Below are 1,255 nucleotides of genomic sequence, written 5' to 3'. Positions count from 1 at the left end.
TTGTCTGACCGTGACCCTGAGCTTTTTGGCTCGATCACGTCCGAGCTGGGCCGTCAGCGCGACGAGATCGAGCTGATTGCGTCCGAAAACATCGTCTCTGCTGCCGTGATGGAGGCGCAGGGCTCGGTGATGACCAACAAATACGCCGAAGGTTACCCCGGTCGCCGTTACTATGGCGGCTGCCAGTTCGTTGATATTGCCGAAAACCTGGCCATCGACCGCGCCAAAGAGCTGTTTGGCTGCGGCTTTGCCAACGTGCAGCCGAACTCGGGCTCTCAGGCCAACCAGGGCGTGTTCCAGGCGCTGATCAAACCCGGCGACACCATTCTGGGCATGTCGCTGGACGCTGGTGGTCACCTGACTCACGGCGCCCGTCCGAACCAGTCGGGCAAGTGGTTCCACGCGGTGCAGTACGGCGTCCGCAAGGAAGACAACATGCTGGACTATGATCAGGTCGAGGCGCTGGCGAAAGAGCACCAGCCCAAGCTGATCATCGCCGGAGGCTCGGCCATCCCGCGCCAGATCGACTTTGCCCGCATGCGCGAGATCGCTGACATGGTCGGCGCCTATCTGCACGTGGACATGGCACACTTTGCCGGTCTGGTGGCGGCAGGCGAGCATCCCAGCCCCTTCCCGCATGCGCATGTGGCCACGACCACGACGCACAAGACCCTGCGCGGTCCGCGTGGCGGCATGATCCTGACCAATGATGAAGATATCGCTAAGAAAGTGAACTCGGCGATCTTCCCCGGTATTCAGGGCGGCCCGCTGATGCATGTCATCGCGGCCAAGGCCGTGGCGTTCGGCGAGGCGCTGCAGCCTGCCTTCAAGGACTACATCAAGCAGGTAGTCGTCAATGCCCAGGCGCTGTCGGATCAGCTGATCAAGGGCGGTCTGGACACGGTAACTCACGGCACCGACACCCACGTCGTGCTGGTCGACCTGCGCCCCAAAGGCGTAAAGGGCAACGCGACCGAAAAGGCTCTGGGCCGCGCGCATATCACCTGCAACAAGAACGGCGTGCCATTTGATCCGGAAAAGCCGACCATCACGTCGGGCATCCGTCTGGGCAGCCCCGCCGGCACCACCCGCGGCTTTGGCGAGATCGAATTCCGCCAGATCGCGGACTGGATCATCGAGGTTGTCGACGGCCTGGCCGCCAATGGCGAAGACGGCAACGGCGCGGTCGAGGCCAAGGTCAAAGCCGAGGTCGCAGAACTCTGCAAACGTTTCCCTATATATCCAAACCTGTAAG

At 62.1% G+C, this 1,255-nt stretch carries 1 protein-coding gene; it reads left to right on the top strand.

The annotated features are described in order from the left end of the window. A partial coding sequence (gene glyA, locus ACR0IO_RS23050) for a serine hydroxymethyltransferase (RefSeq protein ID WP_480745177.1) occupies positions 1 to 1,254 on the top strand: 1,254 nt, incomplete at its 5' end. Between the last annotated feature and the right edge of the window lies 1 nt (position 1,255).

It is taken from the genome of Ruegeria sp. CE12, from assembly GCF_056537525.1.
Note: the sequence above shows the minus strand (reverse complement) of the source record. Positions and strands in the feature narration are given on the sequence as shown.